Origin of the sequence: Actinomarinicola tropica, from assembly GCF_009650215.1 — a bacterium.
In the GTDB taxonomy this organism is placed as follows: domain Bacteria; phylum Actinomycetota; class Acidimicrobiia; order Acidimicrobiales; family SKKL01; genus Actinomarinicola; species Actinomarinicola tropica.
Genome location: NZ_CP045851.1, coordinates 1,409,144 through 1,434,505 on the forward strand (window position 1 = coordinate 1,409,144; position 25,362 = coordinate 1,434,505).

At 72.5% G+C, this 25,362-nt stretch carries 28 protein-coding genes; 19 read left to right on the forward strand and 9 right to left on the reverse strand.

Features of this window, described 5'->3' with window-relative positions; all coding sequences use genetic code 11:
* The first annotated feature begins 128 nt into the window (after positions 1-128).
* The 11 genes from GH723_RS06970 to GH723_RS07020 all read left to right on the forward strand — a co-directional run bounded on the left by GH723_RS06970 (position 129) and on the right by GH723_RS07020 (position 10,437).
* Positions 129-656: a ribosome maturation factor RimP gene (locus GH723_RS06970; RefSeq protein WP_153758979.1), complete on the forward strand. Its 528-nt coding sequence runs from the start codon at positions 129-131 to the stop codon at positions 654-656.
* Positions 653-1,996: a transcription termination factor NusA gene (nusA, locus tag GH723_RS06975; protein WP_229023145.1), complete on the forward strand. Its 1,344-nt coding sequence runs from the start codon at positions 653-655 to the stop codon at positions 1,994-1,996. Before GH723_RS06970 ends, nusA begins: the two co-directional genes overlap by 4 nt.
* 32 nt (positions 1,997-2,028) lie before the next feature.
* Positions 2,029-2,319, forward strand: a complete 291-nt coding sequence (locus GH723_RS19220) for a DUF448 domain-containing protein (RefSeq protein WP_407650263.1) — start codon at positions 2,029-2,031, stop codon at positions 2,317-2,319.
* 4 nt (positions 2,320-2,323) lie between these two features.
* On the forward strand, positions 2,324-5,128 hold the full coding sequence (infB, locus tag GH723_RS06985) for a translation initiation factor IF-2 (RefSeq protein WP_153758980.1): 2,805 nt from the start codon (positions 2,324-2,326) through the stop codon (positions 5,126-5,128).
* Between the two features lie 36 nt (positions 5,129-5,164).
* Complete coding sequence (locus GH723_RS06990) at positions 5,165-5,443, forward strand: DUF503 domain-containing protein (RefSeq protein WP_229023146.1); 279 nt, start codon at positions 5,165-5,167, stop codon at positions 5,441-5,443.
* Positions 5,440-5,859 (forward strand): ribosome-binding factor A, encoded by a 420-nt coding sequence (locus tag GH723_RS06995; RefSeq protein ID WP_153758982.1) that lies wholly within the window; start codon positions 5,440-5,442, stop codon positions 5,857-5,859. The genes GH723_RS06990 and GH723_RS06995 overlap by 4 nt, the downstream gene beginning before the upstream one ends.
* Positions 5,856-6,731: a tRNA pseudouridine(55) synthase TruB gene (truB, locus tag GH723_RS07000; protein WP_229023147.1), complete on the forward strand. Its 876-nt coding sequence runs from the start codon at positions 5,856-5,858 to the stop codon at positions 6,729-6,731. The genes GH723_RS06995 and truB overlap by 4 nt, the downstream gene beginning before the upstream one ends.
* A 191-nt stretch (positions 6,732-6,922) precedes the next feature.
* Positions 6,923-7,870 (forward strand): bifunctional riboflavin kinase/FAD synthetase, encoded by a 948-nt coding sequence (locus GH723_RS07005; protein WP_153758983.1) that lies wholly within the window; start codon positions 6,923-6,925, stop codon positions 7,868-7,870.
* A gap of 89 nt (positions 7,871-7,959) precedes the next feature.
* Entirely contained in the window at positions 7,960-8,802 is an 843-nt protein-coding gene (locus tag GH723_RS07010) for an acyl-CoA thioesterase (RefSeq protein ID WP_407650264.1), read from the forward strand.
* Between the two features lie 63 nt (positions 8,803-8,865).
* Complete coding sequence (locus GH723_RS07015) at positions 8,866-10,182, forward strand: acyl-CoA dehydrogenase family protein (RefSeq protein ID WP_153758985.1); 1,317 nt, start codon at positions 8,866-8,868, stop codon at positions 10,180-10,182.
* Positions 10,183-10,263: 81 nt separating this feature from the next.
* Positions 10,264-10,437 carry a hypothetical protein gene (locus tag GH723_RS07020; protein ID WP_153758986.1) on the forward strand — a complete coding sequence of 58 codons (174 nt, stop codon included), beginning with the start codon at positions 10,264-10,266 and terminating at the stop codon, positions 10,435-10,437.
* A gap of 24 nt (positions 10,438-10,461) precedes the next feature.
* On the opposite strand, the gene GH723_RS07025 is transcribed toward GH723_RS07020, so the two are convergent.
* Entirely contained in the window at positions 10,462-10,770 is a 309-nt protein-coding gene (locus GH723_RS07025; RefSeq protein ID WP_153758987.1) for a hypothetical protein, read from the reverse strand.
* Positions 10,771-10,847: 77 nt separating this feature from the next.
* Between GH723_RS07025 and GH723_RS07030 the strand changes: the two genes are divergently transcribed.
* On the forward strand, positions 10,848-11,258 hold the full coding sequence (locus tag GH723_RS07030; protein WP_153758988.1) for a PaaI family thioesterase: 411 nt from the start codon (positions 10,848-10,850) through the stop codon (positions 11,256-11,258).
* 30 nt (positions 11,259-11,288) lie between these two features.
* Positions 11,289-11,615 carry a hypothetical protein gene (locus GH723_RS07035; RefSeq protein WP_153758989.1) on the forward strand — a complete coding sequence of 109 codons (327 nt, stop codon included), beginning with the start codon at positions 11,289-11,291 and terminating at the stop codon, positions 11,613-11,615.
* 9 nt (positions 11,616-11,624) lie between these two features.
* Here GH723_RS07035 and GH723_RS07040 read toward each other — a convergent pair whose 3' ends face one another.
* The 3 genes from GH723_RS07040 to dusB are packed head-to-tail and all read right to left on the reverse strand — an operon-like array spanning position 11,625 to position 14,380.
* Positions 11,625-12,416 (reverse strand): tyrosine-protein phosphatase, encoded by a 792-nt coding sequence (locus tag GH723_RS07040; RefSeq protein ID WP_153758990.1) that lies wholly within the window; start codon positions 12,414-12,416, stop codon positions 11,625-11,627.
* A complete protein-coding gene (locus GH723_RS07045; protein WP_195210579.1) occupies positions 12,416-13,192 on the reverse strand; it encodes a metallophosphoesterase family protein in 777 nt (258 codons plus the stop codon). Before GH723_RS07045 ends, GH723_RS07040 begins: the two co-directional genes overlap by 1 nt.
* Positions 13,193-13,234: 42 nt before the next feature.
* A complete protein-coding gene (gene dusB, locus GH723_RS07050; protein ID WP_407650265.1) occupies positions 13,235-14,380 on the reverse strand; it encodes a tRNA dihydrouridine synthase DusB in 1,146 nt (381 codons plus the stop codon).
* 25 nt (positions 14,381-14,405) lie between these two features.
* Here dusB and GH723_RS07055 point away from each other — a divergent pair, with 25 nt between their 5' ends.
* Complete coding sequence (locus GH723_RS07055) at positions 14,406-15,002, forward strand: hypothetical protein (RefSeq protein ID WP_153758993.1); 597 nt, start codon at positions 14,406-14,408, stop codon at positions 15,000-15,002.
* A 94-nt stretch (positions 15,003-15,096) separates the two neighbouring features.
* Here GH723_RS07055 and GH723_RS07060 read toward each other — a convergent pair whose 3' ends face one another.
* From GH723_RS07060 to GH723_RS07070, 3 genes are read right to left on the reverse strand one after another with little or no spacing between them, the layout of a single operon-like run.
* The gene (locus GH723_RS07060; RefSeq protein WP_153758994.1) at positions 15,097-15,900 is read right to left on the reverse strand and encodes an ABC transporter permease; all 804 of its coding nucleotides are present in this window, start codon (positions 15,898-15,900) and stop codon (positions 15,097-15,099) included.
* On the reverse strand, positions 15,897-16,691 hold the full coding sequence (locus tag GH723_RS07065; protein WP_153758995.1) for an ABC transporter ATP-binding protein: 795 nt from the start codon (positions 16,689-16,691) through the stop codon (positions 15,897-15,899). Before GH723_RS07065 ends, GH723_RS07060 begins: the two co-directional genes overlap by 4 nt.
* Complete coding sequence (locus GH723_RS07070; protein ID WP_153758996.1) at positions 16,688-17,263, reverse strand: riboflavin synthase; 576 nt, start codon at positions 17,261-17,263, stop codon at positions 16,688-16,690. Before GH723_RS07070 ends, GH723_RS07065 begins: the two co-directional genes overlap by 4 nt.
* 117 nt (positions 17,264-17,380) lie before the next feature.
* On the opposite strand from GH723_RS07070, the gene GH723_RS07075 reads away from it, so the two are divergent.
* Positions 17,381-18,766 (forward strand): NADH-ubiquinone oxidoreductase-F iron-sulfur binding region domain-containing protein, encoded by a 1,386-nt coding sequence (locus tag GH723_RS07075; protein ID WP_153758997.1) that lies wholly within the window; start codon positions 17,381-17,383, stop codon positions 18,764-18,766.
* A 10-nt stretch (positions 18,767-18,776) separates the two neighbouring features.
* Here the strand turns inward: GH723_RS07075 and GH723_RS07080 are convergent, their stop codons facing one another.
* Positions 18,777-19,223: a VOC family protein gene (locus GH723_RS07080; protein WP_153758998.1), complete on the reverse strand. Its 447-nt coding sequence runs from the start codon at positions 19,221-19,223 to the stop codon at positions 18,777-18,779.
* A gap of 25 nt (positions 19,224-19,248) precedes the next feature.
* The gene (locus GH723_RS07085; protein ID WP_153758999.1) at positions 19,249-20,103 is read right to left on the reverse strand and encodes a ribokinase; all 855 of its coding nucleotides are present in this window, start codon (positions 20,101-20,103) and stop codon (positions 19,249-19,251) included.
* Positions 20,104-20,282: 179 nt separating this feature from the next.
* Here GH723_RS07085 and rpsO point away from each other — a divergent pair, with 179 nt between their 5' ends.
* From rpsO to dapB, 4 genes are all read left to right on the forward strand, one after another.
* On the forward strand, positions 20,283-20,558 hold the full coding sequence (gene rpsO / locus GH723_RS07090; RefSeq protein WP_153759000.1) for a 30S ribosomal protein S15: 276 nt from the start codon (positions 20,283-20,285) through the stop codon (positions 20,556-20,558).
* 223 nt (positions 20,559-20,781) lie between these two features.
* Entirely contained in the window at positions 20,782-23,190 is a 2,409-nt protein-coding gene (locus GH723_RS07095) for a polyribonucleotide nucleotidyltransferase (protein WP_153759001.1), read from the forward strand.
* On the forward strand, positions 23,187-24,482 hold the full coding sequence (locus tag GH723_RS07100) for a M16 family metallopeptidase (RefSeq protein ID WP_407650266.1): 1,296 nt from the start codon (positions 23,187-23,189) through the stop codon (positions 24,480-24,482). The genes GH723_RS07095 and GH723_RS07100 overlap by 4 nt, the downstream gene beginning before the upstream one ends.
* Positions 24,483-24,544: 62 nt before the next feature.
* On the forward strand, positions 24,545-25,339 hold the full coding sequence (gene dapB / locus GH723_RS07105) for a 4-hydroxy-tetrahydrodipicolinate reductase (protein WP_153759003.1): 795 nt from the start codon (positions 24,545-24,547) through the stop codon (positions 25,337-25,339).
* Positions 25,340-25,362: the final 23 nt, after the last annotated feature.

The window sequence follows — 25,362 nt, forward strand, 5'->3', positions numbered from 1 at the left end:
GTATACTCAGCCCTCGCTCTAGTACGCATGCCGGACGAAGGCGTGGGCTCCGGCCCACGCCTTTCTCGTAGGTCGGGGCATCCCGACCCCGGACCACGGCAGACGACACGCAGGAGGAGGTGCCCCGCATGACCACGACCGATCGCATCCGCGCGCTCGCCGAGCCGATCATCGTCGGACGCGGGTTCACCGTCTACGACGTGGAGCAGCAGGGCCCGGTCCTGCGGATCACCGTCGCCGCGGGCGACGCCGAGCCGCCCTCCATCGACGACCTCAGCGAGATCACCCGGTCGGTGTCGCACCTCCTCGACGACGAGGACCCGATCCCCGGCGGCTACACCCTCGAGGTCTCGAGCCCCGGTCTCGAGCGGAACCTGCGCACGCCCGCCCACTTCGAGGGCGCGGTCGGCGAGCTGGTGAGCATCAAGGTGCGCCGCACCGACGCCGAGGGCGCCCGTCGCCTGCGCGGCGTGCTGCGCACCGCCGGCGACGACCACGTCCTGGTCGACGTCGAGGGGCCCGAGGGGCCGACGCCCACCGAGGTCCGCCACGCCGACATCGACAAGGCCCGCACCGTCTTCGAGTGGGGTCCGAACACCAAGCCCGGGGGCCGACCGGCCTCGGCGCCCGCCCGATCCAGGAGGTCCACGTCGTGAGCAACCCCGAGATGATGGAGGCGCTCCAGGCGCTCGCCGCGGACAAGGGGATCTCCGTGGACACGCTGTTCGGCGCCCTCGCCGACGCGCTGGAGTCGGCCTACAAGCGGATGCCCGACGCCCACGAGTACGCCTGGGTCACCATCGACCCCGACACCTTCGAGATCCGGGTCCTCGCCCAGGAGCTCGACGAGGAGGGCGAGCCCACCGGGCCCGAGCTCGACGTCACGCCGCAGAACTTCGGCCGCATCGCCGCCCAGACGGCCAAGCAGGTCATGATGCAGCGCATCCGCGAGGCCGAGCGCGAGCTCAAGTACGAGGAGTACGCGGGCCGCGAGGGCGACATCGTCACCGGCATCGTGCAGCAGAGCGACAGCCGCTACACGCTCCTCGACCTCGGACGGGTGGAGGCGCTGCTGCCGCAGGCCGAGCAGGTGCCCTACGAGCGCCCCGAGGCCAACGCCCGCCTGAAGGCCTACATCGTCGAGGTCCGCAAGACGGCGAAGGGCCCCCAGATCGTCGTCAGCCGCACGCACCCGGGCCTCATCAAGCGCCTCTTCGAGCTGGAGGTGCCCGAGATCGCCGACGGCATCGTCGAGATCAAGGCCTGCGCCCGCGAGCCCGGGCACCGCACGAAGATCGCCGTCTACTCGAACGACCAGAACGTCGACCCGGTCGGCGCCTGCGTCGGCGCCCGGGGCGCCCGCGTCCGCATGGTCGTCAACGAGCTGCGCGGCGAGAAGATCGACATCGTCCCCTTCTCCGAGGACCAGCCGGACTTCGTCATGAAGGCCCTCTCGCCGGCCAAGGTGAAGGAGGTCCGCATCGACGAGGAGACCGGCACCGCCACGGTGATCGTCCCCGACTACCAGCTGTCGCTGGCCATCGGGAAGGAGGGTCAGAACGCCCGCCTCGCGGCGCGGCTCACCGGCTGGCGGGTCGACATCAAGAGCGAGACCCAGCTCGCCGAGGAGGAGGCCTACGCCAGCGAGGAGTGGGCCGAGGGCGAGTGGATCGTCGACCCCGAGACCGGTGAGCAGGTGTGGCAGCCTGCGGAGGGCGGTCCGGCCCTGTCCGCCGAGGAGTGGTCCGCCGGCGCCGGCGACGAGTCCGATGCCTCGCCGGCCGAGGGCGTCGAGGTCCTCGACGCCGAGGAGGCCGCGGTGGTCGAGGGCGGCCGCGCCACCCTCGAGGACCTGGCCACCGAGGACGAGGGCGAGGGGGACGAGGACGTCGACGCCGAGGCGGCGGCCGAGCTGGCTGCCCCTGAGGCCGACACCGCCGAGCCCGAGCCGGCCGAGGCCGAGGGCGAGGGCGACACGGCGGAGGATCCGGCATAGGGGGCGCCACCGACGGTCCGGTCCGCACCTGCATCGGGTGCCGGCGTCGGGCGCCCCAGCACGAGCTGGTGCGGATCGTGCGCCGGGTGGAGGGATCGCTCGAGGTCGGCCGTACCCTGGAGGGCCGTGGTGCCTGGCTCTGTGCCGGGTCCACGGCGTGCCTGACCGCAGCTGCCCGGCGCAACGCATTCGCCCGGGCGTTCAGAGCGCCGGTGAGCCAGGCGGCCATCGACCGCTTGGAGTTGGCGTTCGTGCCGGAGAGCCCGGTGCGCGAGACTGGTACGCCCGTCACCACGGGACGAGACGACGAAGGGGCTGGGTAGGACCTTGGCAGCAAAGATCCGCGTGTACGAGCTGGCGCGAGAGCTCGGGCTCACCAACAAGGAGACGCTCGACCTCTGCGAGGAGCTCGGGATCGGCGTGAAGAGCCACTCCTCCAGCGTCGTCGACGCCCAGGCCGACCGCGTCCGCCGCAAGGCCGAGCGCGAGGGCCTCGTCCGGGACCAGCAGCCCGAGGAGCCCGCGGCGCCCAAGAAGGCCACGAAGGCCAAGAAGGCGCCGGCGAAGGAGGCCGCGGCCGACGAGGCCCCCGCCACCGAGGCGCCCGTCGAGCCTGCGCCGTCAGAGGCGCCCGCCCCGGCCGCCGAGACCCCGGCCCCGGAGCGCCCGGCGGCCGCACCCGAGGAGCAGCCGTCGGCCCCCGCGGCCGAGGATGCCCCGCCCGCTCCGCCGCGTCGCTCGCTCGTGACCTCGAGCGGCAGCGAGCACCCGCCGCGCCCGCCCCGGCGTGACGAGTCCGCCGCGCCGCCGCCGGCCCGTCCGCCCGCGCCGCCCCAGGCCCCGGCGGCGAGCAGCGAGGCCCCGACCGCTCCCTCCCGTCCGGCCCCGCCGCGGCCCGGCGGCCCCCAGGCCCCCGCGGCCCGCACCGACGCGCCCGGACGCGCCCCGCGTCCGCCGATGTCGTCGTCGGGCAAGCCCATCCCGCCGCCCCCCGGGCCACCCGTCTCGCAGTCCGGCAAGCCGATCCCGCCCCCGCCCGGCCTCGGTGGTCGTGGCCCCGCGCCCGGCCGGCGCCCTGCCGGTCCTCCCGGGGCGCGCCCCGGTGGCGGTCCCCGCCCCGGCGGTGGCGGCGGCCCCCGTCCGATGGTGCCCGGTGCCGGCGGTGGCCCCGGTGGCGGCGGTGGTCCCGGTGGTCGCCCCGGTGGTGGCCCCGGCGGTCGCCCCGGTGGTCCCGGTCAGGGCCGACGCCCGCCGCGCCGCAAGGGACGTCGTCGTCGCAGCCGTGAGGAGCTGCAGCCGATGGACGTCCCCACCTACACCCCCGAGGACGCGGCCGTCCCCGAGGGCACGGTGGTGGTCGAGCGCGCCTCCACGCCCCAGGACCTCGGTCCCAAGCTGAACCGCACCGCCGCCGACGTCGTCCGCTTCCTCATGCAGCAGGGCGAGATGGTGACGGCCACCCAGTCGCTGTCCGACGACATGATCGAGCTCTTCGCCGCCGACATCGGCGCGGAGATCCGCCTCGTCGACCCCGGCGAGGAGCAGGAGGTCGAGCTCCTCAAGATGCTCGAGGTCGACCTCCTCGACGAGGAGGACGACGACGAGGACGCCCCGTCGCGCCCGCCGGTCATCACCGTCATGGGCCACGTCGACCACGGCAAGACGAAGCTGCTCGACCGCATCCGCAACGCCAACGTCGTCGCGGGTGAGGCCGGTGGCATCACCCAGCACATCGGCGCCTACCAGACCGAGCGCGACGGTCGGCTGCTCACCTTCATCGACACCCCCGGCCACGAGGCGTTCACCGCCATGCGGGCCCGGGGCGCCGACGCCACCGACATCGTCATCCTCGTGGTGGCGGCCGACGACGGCGTCATGCCCCAGACGATCGAGGCCCTGAACCACGCTCGCGCCGCCGAGGTGCCGATCGTGGTGGCGGTCAACAAGATCGACCGGGAGAACGCCGATCCCAACCGCGTGCTCCAGCAGCTCTCCGAGCACGAGCTCGTGCCCGAGGCGTGGGGCGGCGACACCGTCGTCGTCGAGATCTCGGCGCTCCAGAACATCGGCATCGACGACCTGCTCGACAACCTCCTCGTGGTCGCCGACCTCGAGGACCTGCGGGCCAGCGGCGAGGGGCGCGCCCGGGGCGTCGTGCTCGAGTCGCACCTCGACGTCGGTCGCGGCCCGGTGGCCACGATCCTCGTGCAGCGGGGCACGCTGCGGGTCGGCGACCCGCTCGTCGCCGGCGCTTCGTGGGGACGCGTCCGCGCCCTCATCGACGACAAGGGCAACCAGGTGAAGGAGGCCGGCCCGTCCACGCCGGTCGAGGTCCTCGGACTGTCCGACGTCGCCCACGCCGGTGACGACTTCATCGTCGCGCCCGACGAGCGCAAGGCCGCCAAGGTCGCCGAGACCCGCGAGCACTGGCAGCGGGTGGCGAGCCACGGCCGCGACGCCCACGCCATGTCGGGCGGCGCCCGCCTCGAGGACATCTTCAGCCAGATCCAGGCCGGCGAGGCCGCGACGCTGAACCTCATCTTGAAGGCCGACGTGAACGGCTCGCTCGAGGCGCTCACCGAGAGCCTCCGCAAGCTCGAGCGCGACGAGGTGAAGCTGTCGTTCGTGCACCGCGGCGTCGGTGCCATCAGCCAGGGCGACATCCAGCTCGCCGCCACCTCGAACGCCACGATCATCGGCTTCAACGTGCGACCGGACCGCCAGGCCCGGGAGCTCGCGGAGGCCGAGGACGTCGAGATCCGGACCTACGAGATCATCTACAAGGCGCTCGAGGACGTCGAGAACGCCATGCTCGGCATGCTCGCTCCGGAGTTCGAGGAGGTCGTCACCGGCGACGCCGAGGTGCGCGAGATCTTCCGCGTGCCCCGGATCGGTGCGATCGCCGGCTGCTACGTCACCAACGGCGTGATCACCCGCGGCTCGAAGGTCCGCTTCCTCCGCGAGGGCACGATCATCTGGAAGGGCGAGATCAGCTCCCTCAAGCGCTTCAAGGACGACGTCCGCGAGGTCGCCTCGGGCTACGAGTGCGGCATCGGCCTCTCGGACTTCCAGGACCTGAAGCCGGGGGACATCATCGAGACGTTCGAGGAGCGGGAGATCCCCCGCACCTGATCCCACGGAAGGGCGCCGGCCGTGCACGTCGTGGCCATGCAGATCGATCTGCACCTGGGTGAGTGCCGGTCCCTCAAGGCGAAGCGAGCGATCGTGAAGCCCATCGTCGAGGGAGCCAAGCGCCGCTTCGGCGTCGCCTGCGCCGAGGTCGACGCGAACGACAGCTGGCAGCTGGCGTCGCTCGGCGTCGCCGTCGTGTCCAACCGCGCCCACCACGCCGAGGAGGTCCTCGACGAGGTGGAGCGGTTCATCTGGTCGACACCGGGGATACAGGTCCTCAGATCCGACCGCCACTGGCTGGAGCACGAGAGATGAGCAAGCACCGCAGCAACGCCCGGCACTACCCGCGCACGGCGCGGCTGAAGGAGCTGTTCCGGGAGATCCTCGCCGAGGAGCTGGAGCGCATCGACGACCCCCGCCTCGAGATGGTGACGGTCATCGAGGTCGACGTCGACGCCGCCCTCGACCGGGCGACGCTCTACTTCACCGCTCCTCACGACCCCGACGACCTCGACGCGGCCGCCATCGACGCCGAGGCGCTCGACGCCCTCCGCGCCCACCGGGGCCGGCTCCAGCGTGCCCTCGGGCGCGAGGCGCGCATCAAGCGGGTGCCGGAGCTCGGCTTCGAGGTCGACGAGGTCACGAGGGGCGCGGCGCGCATCGAGGAGATCCTGCGCGAGCTGCCCGAGCTGGCCGACGGCGAGCACGAACCCGCCGACGACGAGGCGTGAGCCGACTGGCGGGCCCGAGCGGCCTCTGCGTCATCGACAAGCCGGCGGGATGGACGTCCCACGACGTGGTCGCCAAGCTGCGCGGCGTCCTCGGCACCCGCAAGGTGGGCCACGCCGGCACGCTCGATCCCGACGCCACCGGGGTGCTCCTCGTCGGCGTGGGTACGGCGACCCGCCTGATGCGGTTCATGACGGCCCTGCCGAAGAGCTACGTCGGCGAGGTCGTGCTCGGCACCGAGACGTCCACGCTCGACGCGTCGGGCGAGGTCACCGCGACCCACGAGATGGGTGACGTCACCGTCGAGGCCGCCCGCGCCGCTGCGGCGCAGCTCACCGGCGACATCCTCCAGGTGCCCCCGATGGTGTCGGCGCTCAAGGTCGGGGGTCGCCGCCTCCACGAGCTGGCCCGCGAGGGCATCGAGGTCGAGCGCGAGGCGCGCCCGGTCACGGTGCACCGCTTCGTCGTCGACGAGCTGCCCGACACCCCGGGCGCGCTCCGCGTCGAGGTCGACTGCTCGTCGGGCACCTACGTCCGCACGCTGGCGGCCGACCTCGGACACCTCCTCGGCGGCGGTGCCCACCTGCGCAACCTGCGTCGCACCGCCATCGGTTCGTTCTCGCTCGACGAGGCCACCACCATCGAGGGGGCCACGGTGCTCCCGCCGTCGGAGGCTCTGCGTGACCTGCAGCGGGTCACGGTCTCCGACGACGTCGCCGCGCTGGTCCGCAACGGGCGGATCCTCGACCTCGACGTGCTCGGCGTGACCGGTCAGTCGCCGTGGCCGCTCCTCACCCCCGACGGCACCCTGCTCGCCGTGTACGAGCCGGTTGGTGGCGGCCGGGCCAAGCCCACCGTGGTCATCCCGAGCTGAGCCCGCTGCCCGGTGGTCCGTTCTGTCCCTGGATCGCGTCGCTGAGCGACGGTGATGAGGGACAGAACCGGCTGGGCACGGTGTACGAGCCGGTCGGCGGCGGCCGGGCCAAGCCCACCGTCGTCATCCCTGCGTGAGCGACCCCGGTCCGCTGTGGTGCCGGGGCGCCGGCGGCCGGTAGCGTCACGCCGGTGCAGGTGATCCGCGACAACGACCCGAGCCCGGCGTCCATCGAGGGGTGCGCGGCCACGATCGGCGTGTACGACGGCGTGCACCTCGGCCACCAGGCCGTCATCCGCACGACGCAGGAGCGTGCGGCCGCGCTGGGGGTGCCGATGGCGGTCGTGACCTTCGACCGCCACCCGGCCACGATCCTGCGACCCGAGAACGCGCCGCTGCTGCTCACGACCCTCGAGCAGAAGCTCGAGCTCCTCGAGCTCGCGGGCGTCGACTGCACGTTCGTCGTGCACTTCGACGAGGCGCGCTCGAAGGAAGCGGCCGAGGACTTCGTCACCGAGGTCCTCGTCGGGCGGCTGGGTGCCCGGTCGATCGTGGTGGGGGAGGACTTCCACTTCGGTCACCAGCGCCGGGGGAACGTCGCCATGCTGCGGGATATGGGGGCGATCCACGGCTTCACCGTCGAGGGCCTCGACCTGCTGCCGAGCCCGACCGGCGCCACCGAGCCGGTGTCCTCCACGGCGATCCGGCGGTCGCTCGCCGGCGGCGACGTCGCCGCCGCCGCGTCGATGCTCGGTCGCAGCTACGAGCTGCGGGGGACGGTGGTCCAAGGCGACCAGCGCGGGCGGCTCCTCGGGTTCCCGACGGCGAACGTCCCCGTCCCGACGGCGATGGCCATCCCGGCCGACGCCGTCTACGCCGGCTGGTACATCCGACCGGACGGGTCGCGCCACGCGGCGGCGATCAACCTCGGGCGACGTCCGACGTTCTACGAGCACGCCGACACGTCCCTCCTCGAGGCCCACCTCATCGACTTCAGCGGCGACCTCTACGGTGAGCCGGCGCGCGTCGAGTTCGTCCAGCTCCTGCGCTCCGAGATGCGCTTCGACGGCGTGGAGGCGCTCGTCGCCCAGCTCGAGCTCGACGTCGCCCACGCCCGCGAGGTCCTCGGCATCTCTTGACCGGGCGTTCAAGGAAGGTCGCGTGAACGATTAGCCTGCCGAAGCACCTCGTTCGTCACGACCCCGGAAGGACCACCCTCCTGAGCACCCTGCTCGAGCTCCTCGACCTCGACGCCACCGCCCCCGACCGCTTCGAGGCCATCACCCCCGCCGAGGGTCCACCCCGGCTCTTCGGGGGGCAGGTCGCCGCCCAGTCCCTGCGGGCGACCACCCTCACCGTCCCCGATGACCGCACCGTGCACTCGCTGCACTCGTACTTCATCCGCCCGGGCCGTCCCGGCGTGCCCCTGGAGCTGCGGGTCGAGCGGATCCGCGACGGGCGATCGTTCGCCACCCGGCGGGTCACCGCCGTGCAGGGCGACGAGGCGATCTTCGTCCTCGACGCGTCGTTCCACGTCCACGAGGACGGCCACGACTGGTCCGAGCCGCTGGCGCCCGGTGTCCCGGGACCCGACGAGCTGCCCCCGCGGGAGCTGTTCGGTCGCCGACCGCCGTGGGCCCCGAAGGACGCCGACGGCAAGGCGCCACGGTTCCGCGGGCCGCGCGCCGCGTCGCTGTTCGAGCTGCGGCCGGTCAACATGGGCGAGGACTTCTCGCTGCACCCGGCCTGGGTGCGCCTGGCCGAGCCGATCCCCGACGATCCGGCGCTCCACGCCTGCGCGCTCACCTACGTCTCGGACATGGCCGTCGTCCGCGCCGCCGTCGCGCCCGACGCCAGCCCGACCTGGGGCGGTGCCAGCCTCGACCACGCCGTGTGGTTCCACCGTCCGCTGCGCGTCGACGAGTGGCTGCTGTTCTCGGCGTCGCCGCTGACGAACCACGGTGCCCGGGGCCTGGCTCGGGGGTCGTTCCACGCCGCCGACGGCACGCTCGTCGCCTCCTTCGTCCAGGAGTGCCTGCTGCGCTCCACGGGGATGCCGCCTCCGCCCTGAGCGCCGCACGTCCGCCGGCGCCCTTCATCCATCGCACGTCACGACCAGCCCACAGGGGAGAAGATGACCACCAGCGAGTACGCCACCCGCACGAACGACGAGATCCGCGAGGCCGTCGTCGGCTGGCTCCGCCAGCACCTGCCCGCCGACTGGGTCTCGGGCATCGAGAAGGACGACGAGGAGCTGTACCAGCGCGGCCGGGCCGAGCTCGACGAGCGGGCCTTCCTGAAGGCCATCGGCGAGGCCGGCTGGGCGATGCCCGAGTGGGAGGTCGAGTACAGCGGTGCCGGCCTCAGCCCCGAGCAGGCCGCGGTCGTCGAGGAGGTCAAGGACGACTACCGGGTCCCGCGCTCGTTCAACATCCTCGGCTTCGGCCTGGCGGCGCCGACGCTGCGCCAGTGGGCCACCGAGGAGCAGAAGCGCTTCTTCCTCTCCGGCATGGCCCAGGGCGACTGGTGGTGCCAGCTCTTCTCCGAGCCGGGCAACGGGTCGGACATCGCCGGTCTCGCGATGCGGGCCGAGCGCGACGGGGACGAGTGGATCGTCAACGGCCAGAAGGTGTGGACGTCGGGTGCCCACATGTCCAAGTGGGGGATGCTCATCGCCCGCACGAACCCCGACCAGCCGAAGCACAAGGGCATCAGCTACTTCATCCTCGACATGGAGGCGCCCGGCGTCGAGATCCGGCCGCTCGTCCAGATCACGGGCGACGCCGAGTTCAACGAGGTCTTCCTGAGCGACGTGCGGATCCCCGACGCCTGGCGCATCGGTCCCGAGGGCGAGGGCTGGGCGGTCGCCCAGACCACGCTGCTCAACGAGCGCGTCGCGCTGTCCGGCGCCTTCGGCGGCGCCGCGGCCCGTCGCCGCCGGCGGGCGTCGTCGGGCGCGTCGGCCACCTCGGCCGACGGGAAGCGGCGGGAGGTCGGCGCGGGGATGACGAGCGGCGGCACCGTCATCGATGCGCTGATCCGCGAGGCCAAGGCCGACGGCCGGTGGGAGAGCGACCCCGTCCTCCGGGATCGCATCATCGACCTCTACATCACCGGCAAGGTCTCGGCCTGGAACATCCAGCGCGCCGCGGCCCAGCGCAAGGCCGGCCAGCCGGGTCCCGAGGGGTCGATCGCCAAGCTGTTCGGCACCGAGTTCAACATGGCCGCCCAGATCCTCTCGGCCGACATGATGACGGGGCCGATGGCCTGGGAGAAGGACGACGCGGCGTCGGCCATGCGGGCTCGGGCGTTCCTCCGCTCGCGGGGCAACTCGATCGAGGGCGGCACGTCGGAGATCCAGCGCAACATCATCGGCGACCGCGTCCTCGGGCTGCCGCGGGAGCCGGATGCGTTCAAGGGCATGCCGTGGAAGGACGTCCCCCGCAACTGACCCCGACCCCGGGTGGGAGAAGAGCACACCCATCTCACCCGGGGCCGTATCCCCGCCGCTCTCCGTGGCGATGGCTGGTACATGGAGCGCAGCGCGGACGTCACGATCGCCAGGCCCACCGCTCGGCCGGGTGGCTTCTACCAGGTGCTGGACGTCGCCGACGTCGACGTCGACCTCCGGGTCCTGATCGATCGCTGGTCCGGCGAGGGCGAGGTCGCGGTCCTCCAGCGGGAGCGAACCGCCCGAGCCTCCTGACCGCTCCCCCCGAGGAGCGGCTGGTCAGCCGCCCCGTGCCGCCCGTGCGCGTCGCGACTCGCGCCGCACGAGCAGGACGATGGCCGCCATGCCGCCGAGGAGCAGTGCGAAGACGAGGTACTGCTGCCATCCGCCGGGGTCGTTGGGGGAGTCGGGAGCTCGACCGGTGTTGGGTCGAGGGATGATGTCCCCGAGCGGTGAGTCCTCGTCGCTCACCGGCACGGTGGTGGTGACGTCCTCCTGCCCGGGCTGCGGCGTCGCCGACGCCGGCACCGCCGCGACGAGCAGGGCGCAGATCAGCGAGAGGGCGGCGACGACGAGGCGCGGCGACATCCGCTGATCCTCGCGCACGGGTCCCGCCGGCACCCATCGGCCGGCACGGTCCTTCGATGATCGGGGAGACTGCCGCCATGACCGACGAGATGACCGCCAACCTGAACGCCATGATGCCCCTCGGAGGCGTGCTCGGGATCTCCGCTGAGCGCATGGATCCGGAGGAGACGGTGCTGTCGATGCCGTGGCGTGCGGACCTGTGCACCACCGGCGGCCTCCTCCACGGCGGCGCCGTCATGGCCCTCGCCGACTCCGCCGGCGGCGCCTGTGCGTTCGCGAACCTGCCCGAGGGAGCGATCGGCACGTCGACGATCGAGTCGAAGACCAACTTCCTCGGCGGCGTGCGGGAGGGCACGGTCACCGCCACCGCCCGGCCGCTGCACGTCGGCTCGACGACGATCGTCGTGGAGACCGAGCTGCGGCGCGAGGACGGCCGGCTGGTCGCCAAGGTCACCCAGACCCAGACGGTGCTCCGACCGAGGTCCTGAGCCCTGTCCCGCGGGGACCATGATGGGCAGATGGGGACCTGGTCGCGGGTGCAGGTGGGCTTGCTCGTCGTCGCCGTCGCGGTGTTCGCCGTGGTGGCCGTGCTGGCGTTCATGGTGCTCGAGCCCGATCAGGAGGAGTGCGTCGTGGCCCACTACGACGGAGCCCCCGACACGGACCTGGCTCCGGAGGACGCGCTCGCCGAGTTCGTGGCCGCCAACCAGGACCGCTTCCCGGGCGCCGGCTGGGAGGTGGCGTCGACCGACGGCGACACGACGACCTTCACCAACGAGGCCGACGGCGGTCACGAGGTCGTCGTCGAGCGGGGCGCCGTGCGGTCATTCGAGTCCTGCGACTGACCCGCGGCCTCAGCCGCCGGTGTGGGCGACGAGCGCTGACCGCAGCCGGCGGGGGAGGCTCGGCCGCAGCCCGAGGCACTCGACGGCGTAGCTCTCGAAGCCGCCCCACCGCCCGTGGACGTGGTCGATGACCCGACGCAGCACCTCGGTCCGGGGTTCGACCAGGTGCCGGACCTCGTCGGCGGTCACCCCGTGGCGGTCGAGGTGGCGGGCGAGCGCCGCGAGGCGAGGAACCGCCCAGTGCGAGGTGCTCAGCTCGTAGTCGGCGACGATGTCGTCGTCGCCCACGCCGAGCACGCCGAGCAGCACGGCGGCGGCGATGCCGGTGCGGTCCTTGCCCGCGGCGCAGTGGAAGACGAGAGGTCGCCGAGGCGAGTCGACCGCGAGCTCGAGGATGGTACGGAGCTCCGACGTCAGGTGCTCCTCGAGGTGCCCGAGGTAGCTGGCGGTCAGGAGGTCGTCGTCACGGTCGGGGAACGAGCGGGAGGCGATCCGGTCCTCGAGGGTCCGCGCCGGGTCGGTGCGCGTCGACGGCGACGTGCGCTCGTGGACCTCGACGCCGTGCGGGAGGCGGTTCGGCCTGGCGAGCCGTTCGTGGTGGCCCCGCAGGTCGACCACGACGGCGATCCCGAGGGAGGTCACCGTCTCGACGTCGCCGTCGGTGAGCGCGCAGAGATCAGACGACCGGTACACGCATCCCGTCCGGACCTCGCCCCCGTCCCGTGTCGGGTAGCCGCCGAGGTCGCGGAGGTTCAGGCACCCCTCCAGGCGGATGTGGCGCGAGTCGTCGGCCCGGGGCATCAGCGTCCCATCTGCACGTGCCGGCCGAAGTACGAGTCCTCGATGAATCCGACGGCGGGGTGGCGCAGGGCGTGGAGCTGCCGGAGCACCTCCTCGACGTCGTAGGCGACCGATCGATGGCTGATGTCCGCGGCCGCCCCGGTGGCGTCGATGACGACGTAGCTCGCAGTGCAGCCGACGCCGTGTCGTGACGGGTTGGAGACGCTCCCGAGGTTGACCACGTCGCCCCGGCCGATCCGCCGGTGGAGGGGCAGGTGCGTGTGGCCGCCGCAGAGGACGTCGGCATCGGCGAGGTCGAGCAGCTCCTCGATCTCCGCATCGGACAGGCGCCCGTGGATGCCGGACCCGTCGTCACGATCCGGGGTGGCGTGCACGCCGACGATCCGTTCACCTGTGGCGAGCTCAGCTCGAAGCGTCGCCGGCAGCGATGTCAGCCAGTCGAACCAGCCCGCCTCGTGCAGCCGCCCGGCGGTCCACGAGAAGCCGGCGATGAGGCCTGGCAGGTGCGGGCGTGCGGCCGCGGTGGCGGGGTCCGGCAGCGGTCGCTCTCCGGTGCGCACGTAGCGCTCGGAGTTGCCGGCGAGGAACCTGCAGCTCGGCAGCTCGTGGAGGCGCTCGAGCACACCGACCGGATCCGGGCCGATCGCGACGAGGTCGCCGAGCGCCCACACCTCGTCGACCGGTGCCAGCGTGGCCAGGTCCGCCAGCACGGCGTCCAGCGCGACCAGGTTGGCGTGGACGTCGGAGAGGAGAGCCAGCCGCCGGATCGCACCCACGACCGGAGCTTCACACATCCGCGTCGGGAACGTCGTGGGGGTTCAGCCGCCGCTGTGGGCGACGAGGTCGTCCTCGACGCGGGCCATGGCGTCCGGGTGCTCGCACCAGCCGTGGGGGAGCGTGAGCCGGGTGATGGCATCGGTGCGGCCGCGAGGCGCTCGCACCGCCTCGGGCAGCACCGTCAGGTCCGGGTCGACCTCGTCGACCAGTGCGTGCACGTCCTCCACCGTGGCCACCGCACCCGCGCGGCGGCGCACCTCGGCACCGACCGGGTAGCCCTGCAGGTACCAGCGGAGGTGCTTGCGCAGCTTGCGGACCGCCGCCGTCTCGTCGTCGTACCAGTCGACCGCCAGCTCGACGTGGCGCCGCACGGTCGCCGCCACCACGCCGAAAGGCGGGGGTCCGAGCGGTGCGTGGCCGCGCATCGCCTGCTCGAGGTCGGCGAAGAGCCACGGTCGGCCGAGGCAGCCCCGACCGATGACCACACCGTCGCAGCCGGTCTCGGCCATCATCCGCACGGCGTCGGTCGCCTCCCAGATGTCGCCGTTGCCGAGCACGGGGACGTCGGCGGGGAGCCGGGCGCGCAGCTCGCCGATGGCGTCCCACCGGGCGACGCCCGAGTAGCCCTGGACCGCCGTGCGAGCGTGGAGCGCCACTGCGGCCGCGCCGGCATCGGCTGCGATCGACGCGGCCTCGAGGAACGTGAGCCGTCCGTCGTCGAGCCCCATCCGCATCTTCACCGTGACCGGGATCCGGCCGGCCCCGCCGACCGCGGCTTCGACGACCTGGCCGAAGAGGCGCCGGCGGACGGGCAGGGCGGCCCCGCCGCCGTTGCGGGTGATCTTCGGGACGGGGCACCCGAAGTTGAGGTCGATGTGATCGACACCGGCGTCGTCAGCCAACCGGCGGGCGGCCTCGCCCATCGCCCTCGGATCGGAGCCGTAGAGCTGGACCGAGCGCGTCGCCTCGGAGGGGTGGTGGCTCGCCATCCGCCACGACTTGTCGGCCCCCTCCACCAGGCCGCGAGCGGTCAGCATCTCGGAGACGAAGAGGCCGCCGCCGGCCTCGGCGCACAGGACGCGGAACGGCGCGTCGGTGACCCCCGCCATGGGGGCGAGGACGACGGGGTGCCCCAGGTTCACCGCACCGATGCGCATCGGGACATGATGGGGGGCGCGTGCGGCGATCGCACGCGGGGGTCAGGGGGAGCGCGTGTCGTACGAGGCGAACGCCGTCAAGCGGTGGGACCGGGCTGCGGCTCTGGTCGTCGTGGCCGGGCTCGTCGCCGGGTTCGCGTGGTTCAACTGGGCGCTCGACGACCAGACGCGCACGGTCAACGGCTTCGTGCGGCTGCCGCCCCGCAGCGACATCCCGCTCGAGATCGAGTCGCCGGGGACGTACACGATCTGGGCGGGCGCCGGCTGCAACGGCTTGTGCGACCCGCCACCGGCGGCCGAGATGTACGAGACGATGATCCTCGGCTTCCACCGCGACGGCAGCGTCGTGCGGCCCGAGCCGTTCCCCGGGGAGCAGTCCTACCGGCTCAACAGCACCCAGCACGGCTACGCCGCGTGGGTCGTCCACTTCGACGAGCCCGGCACCTACGTGCTCGAGCGTCGCAACCTCGGCAGCGGGTCGGCCACGCTGCTGCTCGGTGAGGGGGAGGGCATGCCGACCCGGATCACCCCCGTGCTCGTCACCATCGGGGTGCTCACCGTCGGCATCGCCGGCGCGTTGCTCGTCATCGGCCGTGTGCGGCGGAAGCGAGCCCTCGACGCCATGGTCGCCCGCATCCACGGCGATCGCTGAGCCCCGCCAAGCCCTCGGCACCCCACGGCCCATGGGGAGGCGAACGACGGTGCGGCGTGCTTCGGCTCCCCGTGGGGTCGCGTGCGGCGACGCGTCAGGTCTCGGTGTGCCAGCGGAGCGCCCAGCGCTCGACCAGGCGCACGATCGCGGTCGCGGCGATGCCCATCACCATCAGCACGGCGACGGCGGCCCACAGCTTGGTGATGGCCAGGCTGTTGCGGGCCTGGTTCATCGTGCGCCCGAGGCCCTCGGTCGAGCCGAACCACTCGGCGACGAGCGCGCCGATCAGCGCCAGGCCGACGCAGACCCGCAGGGCCGAGAACAGGTACGGCAGCGCGTGGGGGACGCGCAGCTTCCAGAACACCTCGCGGCGGCTCGCGGCGACCGACCGCAGGAGCTCCTCGGTCATGGGGTCGATGGCCCGCAGCCCGGTGGCGGCGTTCACGACGAGGGGGACGAAGGTGATGAGCGCGGCCATCACGACCTTCGGGGCGAGCCCGAAGCCGAGCCAGATCACGAGGGGCGTGGCCAGCGCGATCACCGGCGTGACCTGCACCATCGTGACGACCGGACCGAGCGCGCGGTCGACGGCGCGGAAGTGCGACATCAGCACGGCGATCCCGAGGGCGACGACGGTGGCGACCACGAGCCCGAGAAGCGCCTCGGTACCGGTGACGAGGGCCTGGTCCCACCAGTAGGACGGCTCCTCCGACAGGGCGCCCCAGATCGCCGTCGGCGCCGGGAGGACGAGGGGGCTGATGTCGCGCAGCCGCACGAACAGCTCCCAGCTGCCGAACAGGACGGCGAAGGCGAGCGCCGGCGGGACGACCGCGGCCAGCGCACGCCGGTGCCGACCCGGTGGATCGGGCGGGACGTAGGGCTCCATCGTCACGCTCATCGCTTCCCAGCCCCCAGGGCCTGGCGGATGCGGCGCACGTGCTCGTGGAAGCGGGGCTCGTCCTCGACGCCCCGGGGACGGGGGCGCGGGAGGTCGATCGGCTCAATCGCGGTGATGTGGCCCGGGCGGGGCGCCATCACGACGACGCGATCCGAGAGCAGGACCGCCTCCTCGATGGAGTGGGTGACGAACACGCAGGTCGCGCCGCTCCGCTCCCAGACGTCGAGCACCAGGTGGCGCATGTCGGCCCGGGTGATCTCGTCGAGGGCCGCGAGGGGCTCGTCCATCAAGAGGACCGGTGCGCAGAGGGCCATCGCCCGGGCCAGCGCCACCCGCTGCTGCATGCCGCCCGAGAGCTCGCGGGGGTGGGCGTGCTCGAACCCCGTGAGACCGACCTGGGCGAGGAGCGTGCGGGCGTCGAGGCGGGGGGCCGTGCCGTGGCGCCGGTTGACCTCCCCGAGCAGCTCGACGTTGCCGAGCACGTCCCGCCAGGGGAGGAGCGCCGGCACCTGGGGCACGAAGCCGAAGTGCTTGCGCCGACGGGCCTCGTCGGGCGGCAGGGTGCCCACGCGCACCACGCCGGCGTCGGCCTCGAGCAGGCCGCCGATGACGCGCAGCAACGTCGTCTTCCCGCAGCCGGAGGGGCCGATGAGGCTGACGAGCTCGCCCTCGGCGACCTCGAGGTCGATGCCACGCAGCGCCTCGACGCGCTGCCCGCGCCGCCCGAACCCCTTCGACACGCCGGAGAGGTGGATGCCCTCCGCGACGGGCAGGGCCCCGTTGTCCCTCACGCGCCCGCGGGACCGCCGGGCAGCAGCCGCTCGACGTACTTGGCGATGACGTCCACCTCGAGGTTCACGGCGGCGCCCACCGGCTTGTGGCCGAGCGTCGTCACCTCGGCGGTGTGGGGGATGATCGCCGCGGTGACCGCGTCGTCGAGCACGGCCACGATCGTGAGGCTGACGCCGTCGATCGTGATCGATCCCTTCTCCACGCAGTAGCGGATCACCGTGGACGGCACCTCGACCCGCAGGTCGGGCGGCCGGGCGAGGATCCGGCCGACGCCGTCGACGTGGCCCTGCACGATGTGGCCGCCGAGCCGGTCGCCGACCCGGGTGGGGCGCTCGAAGTTCACGGGGTCGCCGGGCGACAGCTCGCCGAGCGAGGTGCGGGACAGCGTCTCGTCGGTGACGTCGGTGGCCCACCAGTCGTTGCCGTGCTCGACGACGGTGAGGCAGCAGCCGTTCGTGGCGATCGAATCGCCGATGGCGATGCCGTCGAGCACGGTCCGCGCCGAGAAGCGGAACCGGTGGCCGTCGCGCTCGACGAAGCGCCCGAGCTCCTCGACCAGGCCGGTGAACATCAGGGTGACCTCCGAGCGTCACGGGTACGGGGCACCAGTGTGTCCACACGGGCGCCGTCGCGGGCGAACCCGCCGTGCCACCCTGGACCGCACGACCGACACGTCCCGAGGAGCGCCATGACCTTCCTGCTGCCGCACGAGCCGATCACCTCGATCGACGCCTACCTGGCCACCGAGGTCGGGGGCCGAGGCATCGAGCGGGCCCGGGAGCTGGGTCCCGAGGCGACGATCGAGGAGATCACCCGCTCCGGGCTGCGCGGGCGGGGCGGTGGGGGGTTCCCCACCGGGCGGAAGTGGGCGGGGATCGCCGGTCGTCCGGGCGGGCGGGCGTACCTGGTCTGCAACGGCGCGGAGGGCGAGCCCGGGACGTTCAAGGACCGCGCGCTGCTGCGTGCCAACCCGTACCAGTTCGTCGAGGGCGCGATCGTCGCCGCCCACGCGATCGGTGCCGAGGAGGTCTACGTCGGCCTGAAGGCCAGCTTCGTCCGGGAGAGGGAGGCGGTCACCCGTGCGATCCAGGAGATGCAGGAGGCGGGCCTGTGCACCGACTGCACCGTCACGGTGGTCGCCGGGCCCGACGAGTACCTGTTCGGGGAGGAGAAGGCGATGCTCGAGGTCATCGAGGGCAAGCCGCCGCTCCCGCGCTGGTTCCCGCCCTACGAGCACGGGCTCTTCGCCACCTCTCCCCAGCTCGGATGGGAGGCCACGCCCCAGCCCGGCGGGACCGACGGAGAGCCGAACCCCACGCTGGTCAACAACGTGGAGACGTTGTCGAACGTCCCCCACATCCTCGCCCGTGGCGTCGACTGGTTCCGCTCCATGGGCACGCCCGACTCCCCGGGCACGATCGTGACGACGGTCGTGGGCGACGTCGTCGCGCCGGACGTCGGCGAGGTCGAGCTCGGCACGCCGCTGTCCGCGGTCATCGACGCGGTGGGCAGCGGGATGAGCGCGGGCCGCTCGGTCAAGGCCGTGTTCTCCGGCGTGGCGAACCGCGTCGTGACCGCCGCGCACCTCGACGTGCCCGTGTCCTACGAGGGCTTCGCCGCGATCGGCAGCGGGATGGGCTCGGCGGGGTTCATCGTCTACGACGACCGGGCCTGCATGGTCGACGCGGCCTACCGCTTCTCGCGCTTCTTGTCGGTGGAGTCGTGCGGGCAGTGCCCGCCGTGCAAGCTCGGATCGAGCGCCATCACCCTCCACCTCCAGCGGCTCGAGACCGGCGGCGGCGACGAGAGCGATCTCGCCGGGATCGCCAGGTGGCTCCAGAAGGTCACCGACGGCAACCGCTGCTTCCTCGCGGTGGAGGAGCAGCAGGTCGTCGAGAGCGTGCTCCGGGCGTTCCCCGAGGAGTTCGACGCCCACGCCGCCCACGGCGGCTGCCCCCACCCGTCCGAGGGTCTCGTGCCGATGCCGAAGATCGTCGACCTCGCGGACGGCGTCGCGACCTACGACGAGACCTTCTGGCGGAAGCGCCCGGACTGGACCTACGACCCGGAGTGACCGGCGATCGTCAGCTCGGCGATCCCCACCGCTCGGCCACGGCGGCGTACACGCCCTGGTCGTGGGAGAACTCGATCACGTTGCCGTCGGGGTCGGTCAGGGCGCACACGTAGCCGACCGGCGCCGGCAGCTGGCGGGCCTCCCAGTGGAGGCAGCCCGCCTCGGCGCCGCGGCGGGCGACCTCGTCGACGTCCTCGCGGGTCGGGACCTCGATGCCGAGGTGCGCGAACGGCGCGAGCTGCGGCTGGGGCCGGCCCCGCTCGGCGTTGAACATGACGAGGACGAGCACGAACGGCCGGTCCGTGGCGCCCGGATGGGAGAGCCAGGCGTTCTGGCCGTCGTCGTCGGCGTGGCGGGCGACGACCTCGAGCGGGGTGAACGTCGTGTACCAGTCGACCGAGGCGTCGAGGTCGGAGCTCGGCAGCGCGACGTGGGTCCAGCGAGGTTCGCTCAGCATGGGGCCAGTGTGGCCCACCGTGCGCTCAGTGGCCGGTGTCGAGGATGGCGTCGACCTGGGCGCGGGTCGGCATCGACGTCGAGGCGCCGGCGACGCTGACCGTGTGGGCCCCGGCCGCGGCGCCGACCCGAGCGGCCTCGACGGCGTCGGCGCCCTCGGCGAGCGCCAGGGCGAAGGCGCCGACGAAGCTGTCGCCGGCGCCGGTCGGGTCGATGGTGTCCGCGGAGAACGCGCCGACGCGCACCTCGCCGACCTGCACGCCCGCCGAGCCGAGCGTGACGATGACCCGGTCGGAGGAGTCGAGGCGCAGCTCGAGCGCCTCGTGGGAGTTCACGACGACGATCGGGTCGTGCTGGAGCACGAGGTCGGAGCGATCGGGGACCGGCGCGGCGTTGAACACGACGAGCGTGCCGGCGTCGGCGGCGATGGCGGCCGCCCGACCGGACGCGGGGGCGGCGACCTCCCCCTGGAGGAGGAGGACGTCGGCGGCGGCGATCACTTCGGCGGCGTCCTCGGCATCGGACGGCCCCACCGCGCCGTTGGCCCCGGCGACGATGATGATCGACACCTCGCCGTCGTCGCTGACGATCGGGACGGCGCGGCCGGTGGGGCCGGTGGTCGGCACCACGTGGGTGGTGTCGATGCCCTCGGCCCGGAGCTGCTCGACGATCTCCGCGCCGGACGAGTCGGTGCCCACCCGGCCGATCATCGCCACCTCGGCGCCGAGACGCCGCGCGGCGATGGCCTGGTTGGCGCCCTTGCCGCCGATGAACTCCGCGACGCGGTGGGCCCGCACGGTCTCGTCCGGCGCCGGCGGGTGCGGCACCCAGAGCGTGAGATCGTGGTTCATCGACCCGAAGCAGGCGATCCGGACGGCCACTCGTGCCTCCCGAGGGGTGGGGTTCGCGTCGCAACGTACACCGGGGAGCGACAGCCCCGCCGCGCTGGTACGCTGTCGGGGCTCGTCGAGCACCCGCTCGCGCGCGTCCGCTTCGGTTCTCGCCTCGCGGTCCCCGAAGCCGGGCCCCGGATCCCACCCCACAGAGGACACCACCACACATGGCCGATGCCACCCAGCTCCCGCCGAAGTCGGGCACCATCGAGGAGCACCGCCTCCACGACACCGACACCGGGTCGCCCGAGGTGCAGATCGCGCTCCTCACGGACCGCATCAACCACCTCACCGAGCACTTGAAGGTCCACAAGAAGGACCACCACAGCCGGCGCGGGCTGCTGATGCTCGTCGGACGTCGCCGTCGCCTCCTCGACTACGTCAAGAAGAACGACGTCGAGCGCTACCGGACGATCATCGCCAAGCTCGGCCTCCGCCGCTAGAGATTCTCGCCTCGGGCGACCCTCCGGGGTCGCCCGAGGCACATCCGGCCCACCGACGTGGTGCGCCGGACGACCCCGCCGACCCCGCCGTGGGTCGGCGCCCACACAGGGCGGTAGGGGTCAGCTGCCAGTTGTGGGCCTCCCGGGTGCGCCGGGGAGGTTCTCATCTGGGAACTGGCCACACCGCCCCGACCGGGGGAGCGTTCCCCCGAGAGGAGACACCATGGCTGATCCCATCAGCGTCAGTGGTCCCGTCAGCGGGACCGACAAGAGCATCACCTTCGAGACGGGGCTCCTCGCCCCGCAGAGCCAGGGTGCGGTCGTCGCCACCCTCGGCGGCACGAAGATCCTGGTCACCGCCAACGCCGAGAAGGCGCCGCGCGAGGGCATCGACTTCTTCCCGCTCACGGTCGACATCGAGGAGAAGCGCTACGCCGCCGGCATCATCCCCGGCTCGGTGTTCCGCAAGGAGGGCCGCCCCTCCGACGAGGCGATCCTCACCTGCCGCCTCATCGACCGCCCGCTGCGCCCCTCCTTCGCCGAGGGCTACCGCAACGAGACCCAGATCATCGGCACCGTCCTCGGCGTCGACATGGAGAACCCCCACGACGTCCTCGCCATCAACGCCGCCAGCGCGGCACTGATGATCTCGGGCATCCCCTTCGAGGGCCCGATCGGCGCCGTGCGCCTGGCGTACTCCACCGAGGGCACCTGGGTCCCGCACCCCACCTACGAGGAGGGTGACGAGTCGACCTTCGAGATCGTCGTCGCCGGCCGCGAGACCGCCGACGCCTCCGACATCGCGGTGATGATGGTCGAGGCCGGTGGCACCGAGGACGCCTGGAAGTTCTACGAGCAGGGCGCCCCGAAGGTCACCGAGGAGGTCATCGCCGAGGGCCTCGAGGCCGCGAAGACCTGGATCCGCGAGTCGATCGCCCTCCAGCGCGAGTTCGTCGCTGCCGCCGGCGTTCGCGAGCCGATCCCGTACACCCCCGGTGTCGACTACACCGACGACGTCTACGCCCGGGTGGCCGAGCTCGGCCGCGACAAGCTGGCCCAGGCCAACACGATCGTCGACAAGACCGAGCGCAACGCCGCCAACGACGCCATCCGCGACGAGATCAAGGCCGCCCTGGCCGAGGAGCTCGAGGGTCGCGAGCGCGAGGTGTCCGCAGCGATCAAGTCGCTCACCAAGACCGTCATCCGCGAGCGCGTCGTCAACGAGGGCGTGCGCATCGACGGCCGTGGCCCCGCCGACATCCGCGCCATCTCCTGCCAGGTCGGGCTCCTGCCCACCGCGCACGGCTCGGCGCTGTTCCAGCGGGGCGAGACCCAGGTGCTCAACGTCCTCACCCTCGGCATGCCCCGCATGGCGATGGACATCACCTACAAGGACTCGCTCAACCCCACCGTCAAGAAGCGGTACATGCACCACTACACGATGCCGCCGTTCTCCAACGGCGAGACCGGTCGCGTGGGTGGCACCAAGCGCCGCGAGGTCGGCCACGGCCTGCTCGCCGAGCGCGCCCTGCTGCCGGTGGTGCCCTCCGAGGAGGAGTTCCCCTACGCGCTGCGCCTCGTGTCCGAGGTGCTGTCCTCCAACGGCTCGACCTCGATGGCGTCGGTCTGCTCGTCGTCGATGTCGCTGATGGACGGCGGCGTGCCGATCAAGGCCGCGGTCGCCGGCATCGCCATGGGCCTCATCTACGAGGACGGCAAGTACACGACCCTCACCGACATCCTCGGTGCCGAGGACGCCTTCGGCGACATGGACTTCAAGGTCGCCGGCACCGCCGAGTTCGTCACCGCCCTGCAGCTCGACACCAAGATCGACGGCATCCCCGCCGACGTCCTCGCCGCCGCGCTGTCCCAGGCCAAGGACGCCCGGATGCACATCCTCGACAAGATGTCCGAGGCCATCGCCGAGCCGCGCGACGAGGTCGGCCCCACCGCCCCGAAGATCATCAGCTTCGAGATCCCGATCGACAAGATCGGCGAGGTCATCGGGCCCAAGGGCAAGGTCATCAACGCCATCCAGCAGGAGACCGGCGCCGACATCAACGTCGACGACGACGGCATGGTCGGCACCGTGTCGATCTCCTCGTCGGACATGGGCGTCGTCGCCGAGGCCGAGCGCCAGATCAAGCTCATCCTCAACCCGCCGACGGCCGAGGTGGGTGCCACCTACACCGGCCGGGTCGTGAACATCACCAAGTTCGGTGCGTTCGTGAACATCCTCCCGGGCCGCGACGGCCTGCTCCACATCTCGAAGATGGGTCAGGGCAAGCGCATCGACAAGGTCGAGGACGTCGTCGACCTCGGCGACACGATCGAGGTCAAGGTCGACGACGTCGACCCGCAGGGCAAGGTCTCGCTCTCGCTCGCCGGCGACGCCCCGGCGCCGAAGGAGGGCGGCAGCAGCCGCGCCGCCTCCGACGACGACGCGGGCAGCGGCGACGACGACGGCGACCGCGAGTTCGTCTCCTTCGAGGACGAGTTCGAGTCGGAGCTGACCTCCGAGCTCGGCGACCTCGGCCCGGCGACCAGCGGCGGTGGCAGCGGCAGCGGCAGTGGCGGTGGGTCGTCCCGCGGCGGCCGTGGCCGTGGTCGTGGCCGCGGGGGTCGTCGCTGACCCCCTCCCGCCCCGATCCGTCGGCTCCGGCCGGCGACGAGATCCAGCGGTCGGTCCTGTCCTCCGGCATCCGCGTCGTCACCGAGCGGATGCCGGAGGCGCGCTCGGTGACGGCCGGCTTCTGGCTCTCGATCGGGAGCCGGGACGAGCCGGCCGAGCTGTCCGGCGCGTCGCACTTCCTCGAGCACCTGCTGTTCAAGGGGACGGCGCGCCGCACGGCCCGCGACATCGCCGAGGCGATCGACGCGGTCGGCGGCGAGATGAACGCCTTCACCGCCAAGGAGCACACGGCGTACTACGCCCGCCTCCCCGCCGGTGAGCTCGAGCTGGGCCTCGACGTGCTGTCCGACGTCGTCACGCAGCCGGCGTTCCGTCCCAACGAGGTCGAGGCCGAGCGCCTGGTCATCCTCGAGGAGCTCCTCATGGACGAGGACGACCCCGACGAGATGGTCCACACGCTGCTGTACGAGGCGCTGTTCCCCGACCATCCGCTCGGGCTCGAGACCGTCGGCACCCGAGAGACCATCGAGTCGATGACCCGGGACGAGATCGCCGGGTTCTTCGCCGACCACTACCACCCGGTCAACCTGGTGGTCGCCGCGGCGGGGTCCCTCGACCACGACCAGGTCGTCGCCGGGGTGGAGGCGTGCTTCGACGATCGGGTGGGCGGTGAGCGACCACCGCGCTGGGCGCCCGAGGCACCGCCGGCGCCACTGGTGGTGCGTCGTCGCGACACCGAGCAGGCCCACGTGGCGCTCGGGTGGCGTGGTGTGCCGTTCGACGATCCCGACCGCTACGCCCTCGCGGTGCTGAACCAGGTGCTCGGTGGTGGGATGGCCAGCCGCCTCTTCCAGGAGGTGCGGGAGGAGCGTGGCCTCGCCTACTCGGTGGGCTCGGGCACCTCGATGTTCGCCGACGCGGGCGCCGTGGTCGTGTACGTGGGGACGGCGCTCGGCCGCTCCACCGAGGCGCTGCGGGTGATCGACGGCGTGATCGACGGACTCGTCGCCGACGGCATCACCGGGCGCGAGCTGGAGGTCGCCAAGGGGTACCTGGCCGGCTCGATGGTGCTCGGCCTGGAGGACTCGGGCAGCCGGATGGGGCGGCTCGGGTCGAGCGAGACCGTCCGTGGCTTCGTCACGTCGGTCGATGAGCACCTGGCCCGCATCGACGCCGTCAGCCTCGAGGACGTCCACCGCGTGGCGATGCGGGTCCTCGGTGCGCCGCGCACGTTGGCGGCGGTCGGACCGTTCGACGAGTCGCGGTTCGAGCCCCTCCTCCCGAGGTCCTGATCACCGATCGGTGGAGCCGCGCGCCGATCCGTGATCAGAAGCCGCCGACCTACACTCCGGACATGTCGGAACGGATCCGGGTCGGGGTGTTCGGTGCAGGCGGTCGGATGGGTGCGACGGTCTGCGATGCCGTCCTCGGCGACCCCGAGCTGGAGCTCGTCGCCGCCGTCGATCCGCACCACGCAGGCCTCGACCTGCGGTCGGTGGCCCACCTCGACGGCGTCGACCTGGTGCTCGGCTCGGGACCGGACGAGCTCGTCCGCACGGGTGCCCAGGTGGCCATCGACTTCACGCGCATCGAGGCGGCCCGCGAGAACGTCGGCTTCTGCGCCGACAACGGGATCCATGCGGTGGTGGGGACGAGCGGGTTCAGCGACGAGGACTGCGAGGGGTTCCGTGGGCGGTTCACGCGCAGCAACTGCGTGATCGTCCCGAACTTCGCCATCGGGGCGGTGCTGATGATGCGGTTCGCCGAGATCGCGGCCCCCTTCTTCGAGACAGCCGAGATCATCGAGCTCCACCACGACCAGAAGATCGACGCCCCGTCGGGGACGGCGATGTCGACGGTGTCGCGCATGGCGGCGGCGTCGGACCAGTGGGGGGCCGACCCCACCCAGAACGAGGTGGTCCCGGGGGCCCGGGGTGCCCGCTCGGGAGGGATCAACGTCCACTCGGTCCGGTTGCGGGGGATGGTCGCCCACCAGGAGGTGCTGCTCGGCACGACGGGGCAGAGCCTGTCGATCCGCCACGACTCCTACGACCGCAGCTCGTTCATGCCCGGCGTGCTGCTGGCCACGAAGCGGATCGCCGACCACCCCGGCCTGACGGTCGGGCTCGACGCCATCCTCGGGATCTGAGCCCTCGGGCGGCGTCGAGCCGT